Origin of the sequence: Ampullimonas aquatilis, from assembly GCF_049675895.1 — a bacterium.
In the GTDB taxonomy this organism is placed as follows: domain Bacteria; phylum Pseudomonadota; class Gammaproteobacteria; order Burkholderiales; family Burkholderiaceae_D; genus Ampullimonas; species Ampullimonas aquatilis.
In genome coordinates this window covers 13,687-30,531 of the sequence record NZ_CP183835.1, presented here as the reverse complement: position 1 = coordinate 30,531, position 16,845 = coordinate 13,687, and the positions used below count along the sequence as shown (strand labels likewise).

Sequence of the window (16,845 nt, the reverse complement as noted above, 5' to 3'; positions counted from 1 at the left end):
GTGATTACCAGCGCACTTGGTTAAATAACTTGTTGTCAATGTATACATTGATCAAGTGATTGCTATTTGTTGCTGCGACTCTTTGAACTTGGTCGTACGTGCCAATAGCCGAAGTCGAAAATGTCGTGTTGTTATTAAAATTGCTCGCGTCATTTCCTGTATAGCTTGGCGCGGGTGTACTTACATCGCCGGTAGTCGTGTTGCCGCTGCTGCTGGCTGTGCCTGCGCCACCTGCGGTACTGCTACCTGACGTGCCATTACCAGATGAATTGCTGCTAGATGCGACTTGGTTATTCATCGTCCAATCTGGGCTATCAGAACTACCAACACCATATAAGTTGAGGTTGCCAGTTTTTTTGCCAACACAGATTTTGTCCGGCATAGGAGTGCCATCTGAGGTTGGTACAACTGTATCGCCTTCACCAATGCCTTTGGCGATCAGGCTGATCGTTGTCTTGGTCGCGTCTTTTTTGCCTGAGATTGTGGTAACAGGTGCATTTTCTGCATTTTGATTGAGGTAATTTTCTAGCTGAGATTGATTAATTTGAGTGGCATTACCTGGCAGCACTTGGTTGGTATAGAAATCAGTGGGGAGTTGGTTTGCTTGTACAGCTAACTCGCCTTCTGGCAAAGCTGTGAGTCCTGCTGGGCATGCATCATAAAATGAGCTTTCTTGACGCGCGTATGAGCTGTTGCTTGGTTGACCATTCGGCCCGACAAGCGTACAGCTTGGCATATCACCAAAGTTATCAAGCAGATCATAAAGTCGTAGAATTGGCGGTACACAAGCTGCCGCTGCCATTGGACCGGCTGGATTTGCTAGGCACAGTAAGACCTCACAGCCCCATTCATAGCCGCCACCTGTGGCTTGTGCTGGCGTTAACTTCGGAGGTATTGCTGGAACTGAAACTGGCGTGTTATTGCCACCTACGGAGCCAGTCTGATTATTGCCACTGCCGTAATTTGTACTGCCAGTATTGGAAGATGTTTGTCCTTGGTTGGAAACGTTTGCGACAGGTGGTAGATTTAAAACCGTTGGGGCATTCTTATTCAAGAAGGGTTTCAGTGCGGCAATTATGTCCGTCTTAGGATGGTTCAGATCATACATCATCCCAAAGCGGCATTCTGCATCTGCTGCTTTCCCACTAAATGCATTGTGACCGGCACATGCGAATGTCTCGTCGGTCATTTCATACATGTCGATGTAAGTGATGTTAGCGCCCGAATTGATCAGATCCGTTAGATTCTTTTTTATTGCTGCTGCGCAGTTTTGAGTAGATTGACTTCCCTGCCGATTGTCATAGCCGTTTTGGTACACCTCACCACAGTTAAATTCATTGATCTCGATGGGTTTCCCGAATTCGTTGAGCATCGCAATCGTGCCGCCTGGCCCATACCAAGGATCGCGTGCCATACTTGGCTGGGTGTTACTTGGGTAGTTGTGATAACCCAGCACATCAAATTGGACACCTTGCTCCTGCATGAATTTAATAAAGCCAACATCGCCAGCGCCGGTCGCGCCCAAAACCCTTTTAATTTGGACGCCAGTATGACTGGCAACATCAGCAACTGCCCTGCTCATGCCTCTTAGGATTGAAGCCATCGTGTAACCACAGGCAGTTTTATATAAGTTCGGGTCTTTGTATGGCGCTTTGCCACCATTGCGGATTCCGTTATACAGGGACACTTCGTTTTCAAGTTCAATTTCTTGTACCTTGCCACCAAAGGACATAACTCGATCGTAAGTTTCTTTATAAGCCTGGTCTTCTAAGGCTTGGCTTGTACCTTCGCACCCTCTGCTGCCGGTTTTGATTGCGTAGGCTGCATTGTTGTAAACAACCGCAGTTATCGGTGTTTTGTTGGCAGAAAATGCATTGATATTGGCCATTGTTGTAGGGGAACCGGTGTCGATTCGGACATGACCGAAACCGATCTGGTTAATTGCATTTGTGAAACCGTTCGGGTCTAGTCCAGCGCGTGGATGCCCATTAACACCGATGATGACTGCATTGCAACTAGTTGTTGCAATCACAAAAGAGAGTGCCGTCAACAGCTTTTTAGTAACAGAATGTTTCAATTGAAACCCCTTTGGATGTTCGATGATCGGGAGGAAGGTCGATGCTTTTTTAAATAAATATTAAAAATATATTAGGAACAAGTGAAAACTATAACAAATAATAAACTAAAAATAATTGTCTTGAATACATTAATCAAAAATATTTTTTATAGTCGATTATAAAAATCACTGATTTTTAATTTGTGTGTGATCGTGTTAAGGGGTATTGAATGTGGTCTGTTACAAAACAGACCACAATGTTTGATATTCGAAGAGAAATGGATTGAGTTGAATTGGTTCGGGGTTGACGAGAAACTAGTCGGAACCATGTTCAAATGTCATAATGTCCTGCGGATTCGCACCTATGATTCAATACATTTAAAAATAATGAACCAGCCTGATATTGATAATTGCAGTGCCATCATCTTTGATGATCATTCGGCAATCAGAATTGGCGTCACTCAGGCTTTGGGTGAGAAAGATATTTCAGTCGTAGCGTCATGCGAAACCAGCCAGCAATTAGGTGAGGCTCTAAAGCTTCATCCTAATGCGGTGGTGATATGTGATTTAGCAGTGGATAAAATGTCGCTGCCAGCTTTAATGGAGTTTATTCATTCAGTAGCAGAGAATGCTAAAGTGGTTGTATATAGTATGCGTGATGAGGCTTCGACTATAGCAATGTGTTTCGAATATGGCGCTTTGTCATTTATCCCTAAACACGGAGAAATGGATGATTTAATTACTGCTGTCAAGGATGCTAATAATAGCCGTCAATTCCTGACAGCCTATATCAATTCAAAATTAGCCAGCTATTTTGTATCAGCATTGAAATCACCAGTCAGCCAGCTCACAGCGAGAGAAAAAGCAATTTTTATCAATTATGCTAAGGGTTGCTCGACCGAGGAGATTGTCAAATTAGTTGGTATTACATATCCAAGCGTACAAAATGCATTAACCGCTATTTCTAAGAAATTGGGTGTCCCTAGGTCGAAGTTTAAAGAATTAGCAGAAATGTCAGAATTACTCAAAGAATAATAAAACATGAGGGTGGGCTTCTTTCTTCCTCATTGGAACAAGACATAAAATGCGTCACATTGACATCCCACTAATTAATGTGTTCGTGTTCGATTGCTGAGTTAGTATTGTCCGTCGCAGGACTAGAACGGATGATTTGTACATCCTGATTGGGAAATTTAGAACTCATATATCGGATGCCGTTCTCCCAATAAAATCGAAATTCTGCTCCTTCTGGCAGTGCATTCAAAAGATGCGTAACGGTATCCACGATGTTTGTGCTCATTGATTTTCCATAAATGTCATTATTCTAAATGGTGCAGAACTTGTGCAGAAAGGTCTTGTGCATAGCCCATTTCCTTTCGACTTAATCATACTAAAGTATGACTAGGACGAAGGTACTTTGCAAGTCAAATTAGAGCGGGACTTGTATGATGAGTATAGATTCGTTGATTTTTTCGTCGAAATTAAATTGGAGGTGGCCGCCGAGTGAGGACGCTCTTTCCTTAAGTCCCTTAATTTCGAATTCGTTATTCTGCTTTAACAGTTTTCCAACTGTGTGAACTTCAATCCTGCCTAACTTCCGGCTTTGTGATGTTTTAATGTTGATTGATTTTGTTTCTGTGTGACGCATAGAATTCGTCACAGCTTCTTGAATCAGGCGGTAAATAACCGTTGATTTGCTATCATCAATCTCGTCAATTAACCCCGATAACTGCAAGTCAAATTGAACAGAGGGTGCAGTATCACGCCATTGTTCTACTAACATGATGAGGGCAGTCCTTAAACCCGCTACTGTAATGATTTCGGGGCGTAACAGGGCTATGATATTTGACACCTCTTTATGGGTTTGAACGATTAAGTTTTTTCCCTGCTCACATAATCCCTCAATACTTGTTCGTTCTGGATTTTCTAATTCTTTGGCCTTTGCTTTAATGTTTGAGAATGTCCAATTTAATTGCGTTAGTGCAGAACCCATTGCGTCATGTAGGTTTTGCGCAATCAATTTTCTCTCTTCTTCGATTGAACCGGTTGCCGCTGCTACTTGTTGATTTCTTTTTTTTCGGGCGTAGCCTACCTTAAGTGCAGAGTGAAGTGTCCATATCACATTGGGCTGAATGGGTTTAACAATGTAATTCAGCACCCATTCAGAAATTATTGATTCTGCAAATATTTTTTCAAATGTTGGTTCATTATCATCTTGAGTACAAATGATAAACGGTATGTTGTGGCCGAGTTTGATAACGTCTGTGGCTGTGCCGTCAGGTAAATTAATATCGACGACAGCTACATCAATGTTGACCGCAGTACTGCTAAGTAGTTCTGCGGCTTCTTTTACCGTACCTGCTTGAATGCAGTTCCATACACCAGGTTTTTGATTAAGGATGATGCTAAAACTCATTCTAAAGAATTCGTCATCATCAACAATTAATACACTATATGGCATGTTCGTCTTTGATCTTTAACAATGCATCGCCAAGCGCGGCTTGAGTTTCATTTAGCGCAATAATGACCTTGGCATATTGCGAATCAAAATTAGCCGATTCAGTCATGTCAGATAGTTGTTTTAATTCTTCATCCAGTGCAATAGCACCAATAGATGTGCAAGAACTCCTGATTTTGTGTACCTTGTCACGAATAGACTTCCAAGAGCCATCAATGTTGCTCGCATTGATTGACGTCATCTTGATTTCAGATAAGGTGTTTTCAATCGTAGTAGAAAATGAACCGCACATTTGCACTAACGTTGTATAAGGTGCGCCACATTTTTTAAGCGTAATCAATGCGCCACTATCAATAACTGGCCGTGCTTGCTCTCTGCGCTGTAAAGGTATTCCGCGTCCTAATAGTTTACGCAATTTAGCCACTGACACCGGCTTAGTTAGCGTATCGTCGGCCAGACCTTCGGCTTCAATGATCAATTCAGGTGTGACATCAGCAGTGACTAGTATCTTCTGAGTTGACTTAGCAATCTCAAGAGATTTGCATTTCTTAATTAAGTCTAGACCTTTGCCGCCTGGAATTCTATGGTCAATCAGTGCAATATCGTATTCTGGCATGGCGTTGATAAGAGCCTTCTCAGCGCTGGCATAATCCGTCTTTAACTCAATATCATGATTTAATTGCGTGACAATCATCGTGACTGCTTTAGCTGTAATAGGATCGTCTTCAACCAATAAGACTTTCCGACGTTTTGCTTCTGCGGCTTTACCATTAAATAACGTTAGACCAAACTTAGAATTTTCGTTTTGTGCAAGTTCAAAATGAACGCATAACTCGAAGGTGCTGCCCTGCCCTTGGACAGATTGAACGAGTCGCAATGTCCCATTCATGTTCTCTGCAAGTTTTTTGCACATGGCTAAGCCAAGGCCAGTGCCTGTATGTCCAGTTTCACCACTAGTCGTGTAAAACGCTTCAAAAATTTGGCTTGTCTTTTCTGCGGCTATACCATCACCCGTGTCGTTAACTAAGACTGAACAAATTAAACTAACATCAGATAGTTCTTTGATCGTCGCAATGACGCTCACACTGCCTTTGTCTGTAAATTTAATTGCATTATCAAGTAGGTTAATGATGATCCGTTTAAATGAAGTCAGGTCGCCACGGACATGAAAACCATTGCATGCAGATGCATCAATTGATAAACGGACAGAATCTTTACTGCGAACTCGCTGTATTAAGTCAGCAGTACCTTTAATCTCATCGGTAAGATTAAAGTTAAGTAAGGGGTTTCTTGATGGGGTTTGTTCCTTGTTATCCAACAATAACAAGGTTTCTACGAGCTGTCTCATATGAGAAGTTAACTCACCGATGTTATGCAAGAATTCTGGCGTGGTGCCTTCATGATTTTCCAGAATGTGTCCGTCTAAGACCAGCGAAAGTGCATTCACGGGTGTTCTTAGTTCGTGACTGGCGTTGGCAATAATCAGTTTTCTCGCTTCTAGTGCTGCCTGAAGCGATTTTGTGCGCTCTTCAACTTTGACCTCTAACGACTTTCGTTCAAGTTCCAGGGCGTCGTTTTTATCTTTGTCGGCCAATTTAATGCGATACGCAAGCGCCAATGAAAACATGGTTGCTTCCCATACAGCGCCCAATTGAATGCCGTAAGTTGCCATAAATGTCGCAGGAATAATGCCTCTTGTTCTAAGGATGAATATGATCACGAAAAATACAAATACGCCCCAGCCTGCCGTGTACAAGCGGGCTGGTATAAAGCCTTGTATTGAACGAGTCACCCCAGCATACGCAACCAGCGACATGATTATCGCTGTTAGAATGCCGCCTAATTGGTAAGCAACACCCATATCTAAAAAGAACGAACTGATAACGCCCAACCAGATCAAAATTCCGAGTGCCTTTAGTGCATAGTCTAGTTTTCGATGCGTGTTTTTGAGACTTAAGAAGCTCCTGGCGAAAAGTGAAATGCCCAACAATAAGCCAAATAATGCCGCTGGTGCAATTTGTCTTTGTCGTGTACTCAGATCTAAAAATAGGCTGACGTAACCGTTAATGTCTGCAAATACAACTAATAGACCGCCCAAATAGATAATGTAATAGAGATAATTTAAGTCTTTTGTATAGAGCAACAAAATCGAGTTGTAAAACAACATGATTAAAAGCGCCCCGAAAAATAAGCCTAAAACCAATTGAGTTTCGTGCGTGTTTTCTATGACGCCTTGCAAAGATGCGAATTGGAACTCTACATCGCACGAATGATTGCGCGGTTCAAACCTTAAATAATAAGTGGCGGTATGATTTGAAGACGGTACTTTTAATAATAAGTTTCTGACGCTGTACTGCCTGCCTTCTTGATGTTCAAACTCATCCAGGCTGTAGCTACTATAACCTTGGCCGTTCGCGTTCGGGTAGTAGATTGTAATCTTGCCAAAGTGCTCATAGTTCTTGATCAGATACCAGTTCTCTTCTCCATAGTTCTCAAAATTGATATTGAAGCGAACCCAATAAACTGCGTTAGTAAATCCAAAGTTGGTTTGAGTTAATGGGCTAAATGGGATGCGTGAACTAGCAATTTCTTCAATAGAAAGTATACCGTTTGGGTCTTTGGCATATTCATAATAACCAGAGAGTTTTTCAAGTGCGATGCCACTTTTTGCGGGAAATACTTTCGCACTGCCCTGTGCGTTGGTTTGTAGTTGGAAGAAAAACAGGACAAAGACTGCTACTAGATACCTATTAATCAGTTGCATAATAGAAGATATTATTTGTTATTTTTCTGAATCAGATAGCTCATGTATTCCAGCTTTCTTGATTTAAGCATGTGATATACGGGTGTATTTTGTATACCAGCGAAGTCTCTGAAAGCGCCCTTCAGCAGCCAATTTAGTCCTGACTTTTCAGTAATTACCTCACGTTCGCTTGAAATCGTATCAAGTGCCTTAATGACGTTCGGCGTAATGATGATTTTTCGTAAAATAGTCATTCCAGTGCGCTCGAATCGACGATCAAGCCCTGCAACACCTTCTTGAGTACGAAAATCGCAGTAAGCGAAATAACCACCAGGCTTTAAGACTCGTTTTACTTCTTTCATGAAGTTTGACATGGATGGATAACAATGTGATGACTCAACATTGATTAGTACATCAATACTGTTATCGGGCAATGGGATGTGCTCCGCACTCCCTTGCTTCCATTCCATGTTTGTATTATCAGCATACTTTTTCTTTGCCCATCCGATAGCTTGGTCAGAAAGATCAATGCCGGTATATTTTTTTGGTCGATATGTTTTAACCAGAAACCCGCCACCGCCGCCTCTACCGCAGCCAATCTCGGCAATCGTTTTGCCTTCTAATTCGGTATCTTCTACAACATGATCGTAAAGTTGAACCGAATAGCGGAATTTTTCGTCTTGTTCGTTTAACGTCTTAGCTTTTTTGTCATCGAGGGGCGCATAGCCATAATTCATGAATTCCAGCAGCCCGTTTTTATCTTTCGTCGCAAGTAAGTCATACCACCATTTCCATAGTGTCGGTCTTAGGCTCGAAATAAATTCTGTTGCTGCAAAAAATGCAATGCTTAAAATGCTTTTACGCACTAGTCTCCCCTTGTGTGATGGCACTGCCATGTAAATTTGCCGTAAGTTTAAATCATTCATTGATTTAACGACAAATATGCCATTCCAAATATAGATGGCCAGTGATTTTCGCGCCCGCGAAAATCTTTTTCTCATCATGCGATTATCTCGCCGTCGGGCAACCCCGGTAGCACTTTACGCCGTTGGCGTATTACTGCCGGTCATGCCAGAAGTTTAATCTCAATGCAGCCTGTCAAGGGTTGGGCTATGCCCTGAAATCCGCGCCCGTTCTATGTCTGGGCCTTTGTGCTGCGGCTTATGGTATCCCCCTGGACAGACATAATTAAATTCAAATACAACACAATACGCAAGCTAAAACGCTTGCGTATTGTGTTGTATTCTCTTATACTTTCAACGTGGTAAGTAAGTCATTCATCAGTAATAAATAAACCAAGTCAACTAATCGAGGTTTGAATGAGTCAAGATAAAGAATTCCAAAGGAAAGCGTCCCAATCCTTGCAAGCTGCGGCTGAAAAGGCGCTAGTTACCCTGCGGCCTTTTATTGGTTTTGGTCAACTTTCGGCTTTGGATGCGCTTTGTCGGGGTGTCGAAGGTATTTTTTATCTTGAAAGGTTAATCAATATTGCAACGCTCATTGAGAACATGCCGGTCACATTTGAACAGCGCCATGATGAAACTGATGTGGCCTATCTTCACTATTTTTCTGCTAATAGTGATTGGTATATCTTGGAAAAAGATATTGATGGTGGCGTTTCACAAGCTTATGGGTATGCCATTATTGATGGAGATACGCGCTTTGCTGAGTTCGGCTATATCTCGATTTCAGACTTGGTTTCGCGCTGTGTTGAATTGGATTTACATTTCACGCCAATCTCGCTGATTAATTTAAAAAAGGGCTAGTCCCGATTCTTGTGCTAAATTTTGAACGAGATTGTCATCCTTGCATTTATTAGCACCCTGTCAATACAAAATGGAAAGCCAACTATGAAAGTTCTAGCAGTTGCCAATCAAAAGGGTGGTGTCGGTAAAAGCACATTGACTGTGCATCTTGCGTATGCCGCGATGGAAGCTGGGTTGCGAGTGTTGCTTGTCGATATGGATAAACAGGGCAGCTTATCGCTGACGTTTTTCCCGCCGGCAGGAATGCCGCTAGGTCTTGCTGCTTCAAGACTATTTGATGCAGCTCCGAATGACGAATTACCTCAGAAATTATCAGACCATTTATCAATAATTCGTGCCGATGCCGCCCTGCTATCGATTGACAAGGCAGAAAACGATGTTTTGCGCCGTCCCGCTGCTGCTTTGCGTCGGTTTACAAAGGACTTTGATCTTTGCTTGATTGATACCCCGCCTTTGCTGGGAATTCGCTTGATGGCGGCTTTAACTGCGGCTGATTATGTGATTACGCCTGTTTCGGTTGGTCTGTATGAGTTGGCTGGTGTTGCGGATCTGATGCAGACTATTCATGTAGTAAGAACCCAAGGCTTCAATCCTCGATTGAAGCATATTGGTATCTTGCCTATGAAGGTCAATCCGCGTAGTTCTGATGAGCGGGCTGGTATTGCGGCGTTGCGGGAAAGATATGGCACAGCGATTCTTTCAGAAGAATTGGCTGAAAGAGCGCCAGTACGTCGCGCCATTGCGATGCGTCGACCGGTTTGGCTGGCTACAAAAGGATCGGGGCATTTGCTTGCAGCAAACGAATGGCGAGCTGCCTGTAGCACTATTTTAGGGAGAATGGCATGACAACTAAAAAATCCATTGCACCATCCAAAAGGGCCGCGACCACAAAAAGTAACGTATTTGTTGCGCCTGGTATCGATGCCCTATTTCAAAACACAAATTTGAATGACTTTGATAGCGTTGTTGATCTCAACGACATTGAGGTGCTTGCTCAGGTACGCGAAGAATTTGAAGACGCTGATAATGAATTGGCCGACTTGGGTAAGAGCTTAATAAAAAAGCAGCTTCAAGCAATATTATTGCGCCCCAATGTTCAAGGCAGCGAAAAACCGTACATTCTGGTTGCTGGTGAGCGCCGTTTTCGAGCTGCGAAGCTCGTTGGACTCAAAACGCTCAGAGCGAGAATTGAGGAAATGACAGAGGCAGACGCCGCCGATTACCAACTTGCGGAAAATATTCATCGCAAGAATCTCACTCAGATTGAAGAGGCTAAGAAAATTCAGCATGATTTAGATCTGCTTGGTAGCGTAGATGCCGTGTTAGAAAAACACTCAAAAGGCCGAGCTTGGCTTTCTAAAATATTGTCACTTTTGGATTTGCCTGAACAGTCGAAACGCCTGATTTCTGAAAATGTTAGTGCTGATCTTGAAGTTATTAATACCGTCAAGGTTATCGAGAAAGTAAACCCTGAAAAGGCCAAAGAACTTGTTGATGAATTGAAAGCAACCCGCGGAAAGAAGAATGCAAGAACCACTGTCAATCAGGTTAAAGATACTGTCAAGCCATCTAAGGCTGCCTTAGCTAAATTTAATGAAGAAACTAGTGATCTAACCTCCCCTGTACTCATCACGCTTAAGGCTGCATTTAAAGAGATTCAACGGCCAAATTCAGATTCAAAACTGATCCTCGATGCAATCGAGGATAAAGAACAGGTCAAGAAGTTTCTACGCCCGTTTTTTGATGCTGGCAAGAAGGACACAGATATCGCCCACGAAGTTCTGAATGGCATTATGAACGGTAAGTTTGGGCACCGTGATGAAGCGGCATTTGCTTTAGCGTCTTATTTGCATGGTAGTACAAGTAAGACATTTAACTTAAATTCGATTTTTAGTAGTGTAAAGAAATGATCTGTCCAGGCAGAATAATAGCCATTTGAAGTGAAGTTTTGATACCTCATCCACTGGCTGACAGCCTGTTAAAATCAGAACTCGTGAGTGCATAAAGGCGTCTGCGCTTGTTTTGCTCGATTTTAGTTGGTCTATCAATTTAGACAGAAAGTTATAGATGGGTGTTAAAAGTCCTTACCGGATGAAGGCCATTCATTTTGATACATTGCGACCGTTTATTAAGATGAATGAAAAGAAGCTAGATGCGGCTCGACTTGCTCTGGTTGATGGTATTGCGCATCTGGAGATCGCCAACCAATTTGGTTGGAAACGCCAGTTTGTCGGCCAGATTGTCAAAGAGGTTCAGTTAGCCGACGAAACTCACACAATAGCGAAACAAAATGCGTCTTTAGCGGTCGGCAAATTATTACCAGGTTGGGAGCTTGTAACACTAATTGCACCCACTAATTTAATTAATAAGTTCAGGGCTGAAATCGACAAAGTTACGATAAAGTCTGAGATATGAGGGTGTATTCAGATTTAGGTGTATTTAAACACTTGAAAATTCGGCTGTAATAAGGAGAATGATGATATTAATGCTTTTTAAGATAGCCTTCGTTCTGTCTCTTTTCGGGGCTCTTAGCATGGGTATGCTCTCCAAGGCGTCTGCTTACCGTATCCTTTCAGTTATTACTATAAGCTTATTGGTAACTGAGATCACAGTCGAATATGGGTGGCTTGGATTCATAATAGTGGCCGTGACAATCGGCATGGTAATTCCGGCTGCCGTACTCGTCATGGCTAGATCAGTCGTATGGATAACGTGGCATAGCATTCGCAAACAATTCCCTGATGAGGTTACTTCGCCTCCATGTAATCAACTTTCCCTTGTTGACGTTTATCGGTTTATGTGGCTTTCTTAGGACGGTGAGTGTCACCTAATGTTAATCAAGTAACCAAATCATCGTAGTGTTTAAATTCGAAATTTGCTATTAGTTAGGAGTTCTTTCAATGTCTGAACCCACCGAAATTTTACAGACGGGATCATCAGTAAACGCTGAGTTGATGTTTGAAGACGTACCTAAACAGGAAGCTAAGCCTGCTCCAACCAAAAAAGCTGGCAAGAAACATGATGTAAAAATAGTCGATGCTGCTGCCCAGATTTCAGCCGCCCCACCCAGTGGTCAAGATATGGCATTCATGCACGCGATCATGTGTCAGGTCGGATTGCCGCGTTCTAAAGTGGAAGGAATCGAATTTGAACGCAGTTGTGGGAATGCGGCTTTGAGCATTCGAGCTGGAAAACTATGGGATGGCAAGGATTTTATTCAACAGCCTATCCCTTACGGGGTTTTACCTCGACTGATGCTGGCATGGATGAATACCTATTCCGTGCGACATAAAACGCCAGAGGTGCCGGTAGGAAACAGTGCTAGTGAATTCTTGCGTATGCTTGGTAAAGACACTAGTGGCGGCAAAAAGGGTGGCTACACGATGTTTCGTAAACAGGTTCAAGCTTTATCTGCTTGTCAAATCACCCTAGGCTTTAATGCTTCAGGTCGTGCCTATACTTATGACGGAAAACCGATTAAGCAGTTCGAGGCATGGTTAAACAGCACACCTGAACAACCATCCCTATGGCCTGGCATCGTGACTTTTTCTGAAGATTATTTCCAGACTTTAATTAGACATTCTGTTCCGTTAGATATGAGGGCGTTGACCGTTTTGAAGGGATCGGCGCTCGCAATGGATATTTACACGATGTTGGCCGATCGATTACATCGAATCGAAGGACGGCCGCTTGTTTTACATTGGGCAAACCTACGTGAACAATTCGGCCAGGAATATCAAGGTAAAGACCCCGATAAAGATTTTAAGAAAAAGTTTTTACCTGCCTTGCGTGACGCATTGGCAGTCTATCCGAGCGCCAAAGTTAAACAAGTGACAGGCGGCATTCTCTTAATGCCTTCACCACCGCCAATCCCTTACAAGGTGCCATGAAATGGCACGCGGAATCAGACCCCCCCCCATTCTAAAAATGGTCTTTAACAATGGAAGCGATTGCCGCATTTTTTACAATCATGGCAAAGTTACTTGAACAAAATTATTGGCATAACTTGGGATGGTTATTACTATCACCGATTAATAATTAATTTTCATAATGAAGAGGTTGCGCGGAATCAGACCCCCCCTGTACGCGGAATCAGACCCCCCTATACTTTGCGCTTAATGATCGAAATATGTCCAATTATTCGAAAAATTCTTGCGCGGAATCAGACCCCCCTCCCATCGCGGAATCAGACCCCCCAATTTCGCTATGATTTTCTGTTTATAAGCCTGTGAATTAAGTAACTTATCCACGCGGAATCAGACCCCCTAATGCGCGGAATCAGACCCCCTATGTACGCGGAATCAGACCCCTTTTACTACGCGGAATCAGACCCCCGATTCACGGGGTATCAGACCCCCCCTAAACCTATAAGGTATGCCTTTAATATATTCCTATAGTTTTTGCCTTTATATTTGCTGGTAATAGATGACGACCAAATAGTGAATAACTCAAAAAATTTGCGATATAAAACCCACCGCTTCTTAGGGGCTCTGCCCCCGCCAGCTCCTACGGCCTACGGCCTTCGCCCGTGCTACGCACTCCCGCCCGGCATCCCCCAGGGACTACGTCCCTCGCGCTTCGCGCTCACCCAGATTTAATACGCCCCCAAAGGGGGCAGGCAAGCCCCCCTGTACTTACACAACCACTAACAGATTTCCAGAAACTTTATCAACACGCAAAGAAGTGCGCGGGGAACTGCGTTCCCCCCATCCTCCCTCCGCTCTGCTCCGGTCGCGCACTCGCCCCCCTTGGGTGAGGGCAAGCCCTCCCCCCGCCTACGGCGGCTCCCCCCACCCCGCGCCTACGGCGCAGCTTTCAAGTTCGAGGGTACACGTTAAAAATGCTTTAAAAAACCCTTGAGACGGCCTTGGGGCCGTCCGTTGTGGGTGTTTGATGGTAATCCAGTGCTGAGTTGTATTAGGGGTCGTCTCAGAAAACGGAATTTAAAGTACGCTAAGGCTTTGGCAACGGCTGTAGCGGCCTGAACTTCCCTGCACCGACCTTGGTACTGCTGCGCCAGAGGTAATCGCCGGTCAGGTTGATGTGCTCCCAGCCCAGTGGCGACAGGTATTGCAACAGCGCGTCATCAATGCCTTGGCCGTGATTGCGCAATGCGTTCGCCGCCCTTTCCAGATAGACGGTGTTCCACAACACGATGGCTGCTGTCACCAGATTGAGGCCGCTGGCCCGGTAACGTTGCTGTTCAAAGCTGCGGTCGCGGATTTCGCCCAGCCGGTTGAAGAACACCGCCCTGGCTAGCGCGTTGCGTGCCTCGCCCTTGTTGAGTCCGGCCTGCACGCGGCGGCGCAGCTCCACGCTTTGCAGCCAGTCCAGAATGAACAACGTGCGCTCGATGCGCCCCAGTTCGCGCAGGGCAACGGCCAAGCCGTTCTGGCGTGGATAGCTGCCGAGCTTGCGCAGCATCAGCGAGGCCGTCACCGTGCCCTGCTTGATCGAAGTTGCCAGCCGTAGAATTTCATCCCAGTGGGCACGAATAGCCTTGATGTTCAGCCTGTCACTGCTAATCATCGGCTTGAGCGCATCGTAGGCGGTATCGCCCTTGGGGATGAACAGCTTCGTGTCGCCCAAGTCTCGGATACGTGGCGCGAAACGGAAGCCCAGCAGGTGCATCAGTCCGAAGACATGATCGGTAAAGCCCGCTGTGTCGGTGTAATGTTCCTCGATGCGCAAGTCCGACTCGTGGTACAGCAAGCCGTCGAGCACATAGGTCGAATCACGCACGCCGACGTTGACCACTTTGGCGCTGAAGGGCGCGTACTGGTCGGAAATGTGCGTGTAGAAAGTCCGTCCTGGACTGCTTCCATACTTCGGGTTGATATGCCCTGTGCTCTCTGCCTTGCTACCGGTTCTGAAGTTCTGGCCATCCGACGATGAGGTAGTGCCGTCGCCCCAGTTTGCGGCGAAGGGTTGCCGAAACTGCGCGTTGACCAGCTCGGCCAGCGCCGTTGAGTACGTTTCATCCCGGATGTGCCACGCTTGCAACCACGACAGCTTCGCGTAGGTCGTGCCAGGGCAGGACTCGGCCATCTTGGTGAGCCCAAGATTGATGCCATCAGCCAGGATCGTCGTCAGCAGCAAGGTTTTGTCTTTGGCCGTATCGCCTGTCTTCAGATGCGTGAAATGCCGAGTGAAACCTGTCCACTCATCGACCTCCATCAAGAGTTCGGTAATCTTGACGTGCGGTAGCAGCAACGCCGACTGGTCAATCAGGGCTTGTGCTGTCTCCGGCACTGCCGCGTCCAGCGGCGTGATTTTCAAGCCGGACTCGGTAATGATGGCATCCGGCAGGTCGTTGGCCGCCGCCATCCGGTTGACAGTGGCAAGCTGCTGTTCCAGCAATTCCAGACGGTCGTGCAAATATTGATCGCAATCCGTCGCCACGGCCAGCGGCAATTCGTTGGCCAGCTTCAAGGTGGTGAATTTATCGACCGGCACCAGGTACTCGTCGAAGTCCTTGAACTGTCGCGAACCCTGCACCCACACGTCACCCGAGCGCAGCGCGTTCTTCAGCTCTGACAGGGCGCACAGTTCGTAGTAGCGGCGGTCCATGCCTTCGTCTGTGAGCACCAATTTGGCCCAGCGCGGTTTGATGAATGCGGTCGGCGCGTCGGCGGGCACCTTGCGGGCGTTGTCGATGTTCATATCGCGAAGCACCTCGATGGCATCGAGTACGCCCTTGGCGGCTGGTGCCGCCCGCAGCTTGAGTACGTCCAGGAACTGCGGCGCGTAGCGGCGCAAGGTGGCGTAGCTTTCACCTATGCGATGCAGAAAGTCGAAGCTCTCCGGTTGCGCGAGCTTTTGCGCCTCGGTGACGCTGGCGGCGAAGGTATCCCACGGCATTACTGCCTCAATGGCGGCGAACGGATCGCCGCCGCTCTGTTTGGCTTCCAGCAAAGCTTGGCCGATGCGGCCATACATCCGCACCTTGTCATTGATCGCCTTACCGGAAGCCTGAAACTGCTGCTGATGCTTGTTCTTAGCGGCGTTGAACAGCTTGCCAATGATGCGGTCGTGCAGGTCGATGATTTCGTCGGTGACGGTGGCCATGCCTTCAATGGCCAGCGCTACCAGAGTGGCATAGCGTCGTTGCACCTCGAACTTGGCTAGGTCGGCGGGCGTCATCTGTCCACCCTCACGGGCGATTTTTAGCAGGCGGTTTTGGTGAACCTGTCGCTCGATGCCTGCGGGCAGGTCAAGCGCCTGCCAGGCTTTGAGGCGCTGGATGTGTTCGAGCATGTGCCGAGAATTCGGCTTGACGGGCGACTGGCGCAGCCATGCCAGCCAAGTCGCTTTACTGCCTCCTTGCGCTTGAGGAGTTCGTCCAGGCGCTGACGGTGGGCACTTGTCAAGGTATCGGTCAGTGCTGCGTGAATGCGCCGGTTGGCGCGGGTGATTGCCTCGGCACAGATGCGCTCCATCACGCCGACCGCTGGCAGCAAAACGCTCTTGCGGCGCAACCCATTGACCAGCTCGCGTGCCAGCACAATACCCTTGTCGGTTTGCCAGGCCAGATCGTCCAGACTATGCACGGCAGCTCGATAATGGCTCAGCGTCGTGAACGATTGGAAGCCATAGGCTGACTGCAATTCCAACAAATGTTCGCGCCGCGTTTCGGCGCGTTGACCGTAGTCGTTCCAGATATCGCCCGGCAGCTTGAGCTGGCCTGCGACCATGCGCAGCAAGGGGGCGTCCGGCTCCGCGTCAGCAGTGAGCGCGATGCCCGGATAGCGCATGTAGCAAAGTTGCACCGCGAAGCCCAGTCGATTTGCCGCGCCTCGATGCTGTCGAATGCGGGACATAG

At 46.2% G+C, this 16,845-nt stretch carries 10 protein-coding genes and 1 pseudogene; 6 read left to right on the top strand and 5 right to left on the bottom strand.

Going from position 1 to position 16,845, the window contains the following annotated elements; translation table 11 throughout:
• Positions 1-4 precede the first annotated feature (4 nt).
• On the bottom strand, positions 5-2,077 hold the full coding sequence (locus ACMYR3_RS16900) for a hypothetical protein (protein ID WP_424196746.1): 2,073 nt from the start codon (positions 2,075-2,077) through the stop codon (positions 5-7).
• A 366-nt stretch (positions 2,078-2,443) separates the two neighbouring features.
• Between ACMYR3_RS16900 and ACMYR3_RS16895 the strand changes: the two genes are divergently transcribed.
• On the top strand, positions 2,444-3,091 hold the full coding sequence (locus tag ACMYR3_RS16895; RefSeq protein ID WP_424196744.1) for a response regulator: 648 nt from the start codon (positions 2,444-2,446) through the stop codon (positions 3,089-3,091).
• Between the two features lie 394 nt (positions 3,092-3,485).
• Here the strand turns inward: ACMYR3_RS16895 and ACMYR3_RS16890 are convergent, their stop codons facing one another.
• Genes ACMYR3_RS16890 through ACMYR3_RS16880 form a run of 3 tightly spaced genes read right to left on the bottom strand, consistent with a single transcriptional unit; the run spans position 3,486 to position 8,261 of the window.
• On the bottom strand, positions 3,486-4,517 hold the full coding sequence (locus ACMYR3_RS16890; RefSeq protein WP_424196742.1) for a response regulator: 1,032 nt from the start codon (positions 4,515-4,517) through the stop codon (positions 3,486-3,488).
• Positions 4,507-7,278 carry a hybrid sensor histidine kinase/response regulator gene (locus ACMYR3_RS16885; protein WP_424196740.1) on the bottom strand — a complete coding sequence of 924 codons (2,772 nt, stop codon included), beginning with the start codon at positions 7,276-7,278 and terminating at the stop codon, positions 4,507-4,509. The genes ACMYR3_RS16890 and ACMYR3_RS16885 overlap by 11 nt, the downstream gene beginning before the upstream one ends.
• An 11-nt stretch (positions 7,279-7,289) precedes the next feature.
• A complete protein-coding gene (locus ACMYR3_RS16880) occupies positions 7,290-8,261 on the bottom strand; it encodes a class I SAM-dependent methyltransferase (protein ID WP_424196738.1) in 972 nt (323 codons plus the stop codon).
• A 315-nt stretch (positions 8,262-8,576) separates the two neighbouring features.
• On the opposite strand from ACMYR3_RS16880, the gene ACMYR3_RS16875 reads away from it, so the two are divergent.
• The 5 genes from ACMYR3_RS16875 (at position 8,577) to ACMYR3_RS16855 (ending at position 12,913) form a co-directional block, all read left to right on the top strand.
• A complete protein-coding gene (locus ACMYR3_RS16875; protein ID WP_424196736.1) occupies positions 8,577-9,023 on the top strand; it encodes a hypothetical protein in 447 nt (148 codons plus the stop codon).
• A gap of 84 nt (positions 9,024-9,107) precedes the next feature.
• The gene (locus ACMYR3_RS16870; RefSeq protein ID WP_424196734.1) at positions 9,108-9,869 is read left to right on the top strand and encodes a ParA family protein; all 762 of its coding nucleotides are present in this window, start codon (positions 9,108-9,110) and stop codon (positions 9,867-9,869) included.
• A complete protein-coding gene (locus tag ACMYR3_RS16865) occupies positions 9,866-10,933 on the top strand; it encodes a ParB/RepB/Spo0J family partition protein (RefSeq protein ID WP_424196732.1) in 1,068 nt (355 codons plus the stop codon). Before ACMYR3_RS16870 ends, ACMYR3_RS16865 begins: the two co-directional genes overlap by 4 nt.
• Before the next feature lie 157 nt (positions 10,934-11,090).
• On the top strand, positions 11,091-11,438 hold the full coding sequence (locus tag ACMYR3_RS16860; RefSeq protein ID WP_424196730.1) for a TrfB-related DNA-binding protein: 348 nt from the start codon (positions 11,091-11,093) through the stop codon (positions 11,436-11,438).
• Positions 11,439-11,923: 485 nt separating this feature from the next.
• Positions 11,924-12,913, top strand: coding sequence for a replication protein RepA (locus tag ACMYR3_RS16855; RefSeq protein ID WP_424196728.1), 990 nt, complete (start codon positions 11,924-11,926; stop codon positions 12,911-12,913).
• 1,063 nt (positions 12,914-13,976) lie between these two features.
• On the opposite strand, the pseudogene ACMYR3_RS16850 reads toward ACMYR3_RS16855, so the two are convergent.
• Positions 13,977-16,843: pseudogene (locus ACMYR3_RS16850) on the bottom strand (Tn3 family transposase); the annotation flags it as partial.
• Positions 16,844-16,845: the final 2 nt, after the last annotated feature.

Bases quoted from the DNA above. Each gene is read 5' to 3' on its own strand.
- ACMYR3_RS16895 (WP_424196744.1), top strand. From the start codon at position 2,444: ATGAACCAGCCTGATATTGATAATTGCAGTGCCATCATCTTTGATGAT.
- ACMYR3_RS16890 (WP_424196742.1), bottom strand. From the start codon at position 4,517: ATGCCATATAGTGTATTAATTGTTGATGATGACGAATTCTTTAGAATG.
- ACMYR3_RS16885 (WP_424196740.1), bottom strand. From the start codon at position 7,278: ATGCAACTGATTAATAGGTATCTAGTAGCAGTCTTTGTCCTGTTTTTC.
- ACMYR3_RS16880 (WP_424196738.1), bottom strand. From the start codon at position 8,261: ATGATGAGAAAAAGATTTTCGCGGGCGCGAAAATCACTGGCCATCTAT.
- ACMYR3_RS16875 (WP_424196736.1), top strand. From the start codon at position 8,577: ATGAGTCAAGATAAAGAATTCCAAAGGAAAGCGTCCCAATCCTTGCAA.
- ACMYR3_RS16870 (WP_424196734.1), top strand. From the start codon at position 9,108: ATGAAAGTTCTAGCAGTTGCCAATCAAAAGGGTGGTGTCGGTAAAAGC.
- ACMYR3_RS16865 (WP_424196732.1), top strand. From the start codon at position 9,866: ATGACAACTAAAAAATCCATTGCACCATCCAAAAGGGCCGCGACCACA.
- ACMYR3_RS16860 (WP_424196730.1), top strand. From the start codon at position 11,091: ATGGGTGTTAAAAGTCCTTACCGGATGAAGGCCATTCATTTTGATACA.
- ACMYR3_RS16855 (WP_424196728.1), top strand. From the start codon at position 11,924: ATGTCTGAACCCACCGAAATTTTACAGACGGGATCATCAGTAAACGCT.